General features: G+C 71.9%; 3 protein-coding genes. All 3 read right to left on the minus strand.

Annotated features, from left to right (window positions below):
- Nucleotides 1-31 precede the first annotated feature (31 nt).
- The gene (gene ribD, locus V7067_RS17130; protein ID WP_334177099.1) at nt 32-1213 is read right to left on the minus strand and encodes a bifunctional diaminohydroxyphosphoribosylaminopyrimidine deaminase/5-amino-6-(5-phosphoribosylamino)uracil reductase RibD; all 1182 of its coding nucleotides are present in this window, start codon (nt 1211-1213) and stop codon (nt 32-34) included.
- 208 nt (nt 1214-1421) lie between these two features.
- Nucleotides 1422-1940, minus strand: coding sequence for a transcriptional regulator NrdR (gene nrdR / locus V7067_RS17135; protein WP_334177100.1), 519 nt, complete (start codon nt 1938-1940; stop codon nt 1422-1424).
- 13 nt (nt 1941-1953) lie between these two features.
- The coding region (locus V7067_RS17140) for a serine hydroxymethyltransferase (protein WP_334177101.1) at nt 1954-2801 on the minus strand (848 nt) is incomplete at its 5' end.

Genomic DNA, 2801 nt, shown 5'->3' on the forward strand with positions numbered 1-2801 from the left:
GTGCCGACGTCGGTGATAATGCCGGTGAACATCAGCCGGGTTCCCTGCGCCAGAGGTGGATGACAAGATCGTCGCCGCGGTGGCGGCGGCCGGTTTCGACGAAACGGGGGTGGGCGAGCAGGCCGGCGATGCCGCCGCCGAACAGCGGCACGCCCCCCGGCCCGATGCGCCGGGGGGCGCAGTCGAGCACGATCTCGTCCACGAGATCGGCATCGAGCAGCGCCCCGGCGACCGTGGGGCCGCCCTCGGCCAGAACCGTCGTCAGCCCCGCATCGCCAAGGGCGGCGAACGCCGCGCCGGGATCGATTCGCCCCCCCGGATGCGGGCCGCCGGCAACGCGCAGGATGCGCACGCCGGCGGCCTCCAGAACGGCGAGCCGCGCCGGATCGGCCTTCGGTCCGGTGACGATCCACACCGGAACCGCACGGGCCGTGCGCACCAGCTTCGAGCCCGGCGGCAACTGGCCGAGGCTGTCGAGCACGATGCGCACCGGCGAGGCGGCCTCCAGCCCCGGCAGGCGGCAGGTCAGTTCCGGATCGTCGTTGAGCGCGGTGCGGATGCCGATCAGGATGGCATCGTGGGTGGCGCGCATGGCATGCACGTCGGCCCGCGCCTCGGGGCTTGAAAGGGCGATCTGGCCGGCATCGCTGCGCCCGACACAGCCATCGGCCGAGACCGCCATCTTGACGCGGACATGGGGCCGACCGTCGCGCACGCGGCGGAAATGGCCGGCGTGGGCGCGCGCGCCTTCCGCCGGCAGGATGGCGGCGGTCACCGCAACGCCGCCTTCGGCGAGCATGGCGTGGCCCTGACCGGCCACGAGGGGGTTCGGATCCGCCACCGCGGTGACGACGCGGGCGATGCCGGCCTCGCGCAGCGCCAGCGCGCACGGGCCGGTGCGGCCATAATGGCTGCAGGGCTCCAGCGAAACATAGGCGGTGGCCCCGCGCGCAGCCGCGCCGGCCGCGGCCAGTGCCTGCGGCTCGGCATGGGGCCGCCCGCCGGCGGCGGTGACACCGCGGCCGACCACGACGGGCCCGGCGCCGTCGTCGCGCACGATCAGGGCGCCGACGGAGGGGTTCGGCCATGTGCGGCCGGCATTGCGCTGGCCGAGCGCGATGGCGGCGGCCATCAGCCGGCGGTCGTCGTCGCTGGCCGGGGGAAAGGCGGGCCGGACCGGCGAGGCGGGCAGGGAGGTCTTCTGTGCAGGCAAGGCGGGCTTCCGGATTGGGCGCCGCGAAGCGGCCGGGACAGGCGGCAAGATGGCGCCGCCCCGCGCCCGACACAAGTAACGGCCGGGCCGATTCGCACCGCAGGGCGGGAATGACAGACACCGTGCAGACGCAAAACGGGGGCCGAATGGCCCCCGGAGTCGTTTGTGATGAGCGTTTGTGATGAGCGGTCCGCCGGCTGCCGTGCGGTCAGTCGTCGGCCGGGCCGCCCGCCGGCGCGGCGTCCCTGTCGTCCTCGCCCCTGCCGTCTTCGTCGCCGCGGGGCACGAAATCGTCGAGGAAGGCGATGAAGTCGCGCGCGGCGCGGAAGTCGCGGTAGACGGAGGCGAAGCGCACATAGGCGACATCGTCCACCGCTTTCAGCGCTTCCATCACCATCAGCCCGATCTGTTCGGAGGTGACGTCGCTCTCGCCGAGGCTCTCAAGCCGCCGCACGATGCCGGAGACCATCTGCTCGATGTGGTCGGCATCGACCGGCCGCTTGCGCAGCGCGGTTTCCACCGACCGCATCAGCTTTTCGCGGTCGAACGGCACGCGACGGCCGGACTTCTTCACCACGGTCAGCTCGCGCAGCTGCACGCGCTCGAACGTGGTGAAGCGCCCGCCGCAGGTGACGCAGACGCGCCTGCGCCGGATGGCGGCCCCGTCTTCGCTGGGCCGCGAATCCTTCACCTGCGTGTCTTCGCCTCCGCAATACGGACAGCGCATCGGCGGCCGGCCCTCAGCGATAGATCGGGAAGCGGGCGACGAGATCGGCGACTTCGCCGCGCACCTTGGCTTCCACGAGGGAGTCCTCCTCGCTGCCCTTCTGCGACAGCGCGCCCAGCACCTCGGCGATCATGTTGCCGATCTGGCGGAACTCGGCTGCGCCGAAGCCGCGGGTGGTGCCCGCCGGCGTGCCGAGGCGGATGCCGGAGGTGACGAACGGCTTTTCCGGATCGTAGGGAATGCCGTTCTTGTTGCAGGTGAGATGCGCGCGGCCGAGCGCGCCCTCGGAGACCTTGCCGGTGAGCGCCTTCGGGCGCAGGTCCACCAGCATCAGGTGCGTGTCGGTGCCGCCGGAAACGATGCGGTAGCCGTGGCTGGCCAGCGTTTCGGCCAGCACGCCGGCATTCTCCACCACCTGCGCGGCATAGTCGCGGAAGGCCGGCTGCAGCGCCTCGCCGAAGGCAACGGCCTTGGCGGCGATGACGTGCATCAGCGGGCCGCCCTGCAGGCCGGGGAAGATCGCCGAATTGATCTTCCTGGCGAGGGCTTCGTCGCTGGTCAGGATCATGCCGCCGCGCGGGCCGCGCAGCGTCTTGTGGGTGGTGGTGGTCACCACGTGGGCATGGGGCACCGGGTTGGGATGCACGCCGCCGGCGACGAGGCCGGCGAAGTGGGCCATGTCCACCATGAAAAAGGCCCCGACTTCGTCGGCAATCGCGCGCATGCGGGCGAAGTCGATGTGGCGGGGATAGGCGGAGCCGCCGGCGATGATCAGCTTCGGCTGTTCCTTGCGGGCGAGCGCGGCAATCTCGTCATAGTCGAGGCGTTCGTCGTCGCGGCGCACGTGATAGGGCACCGGGC

Origin of the sequence: Pseudoxanthobacter sp. (assembly GCF_036822375.1) — a bacterium.
Classification (GTDB): Bacteria; Pseudomonadota; Alphaproteobacteria; order Rhizobiales; family Segnochrobactraceae; genus Pseudoxanthobacter.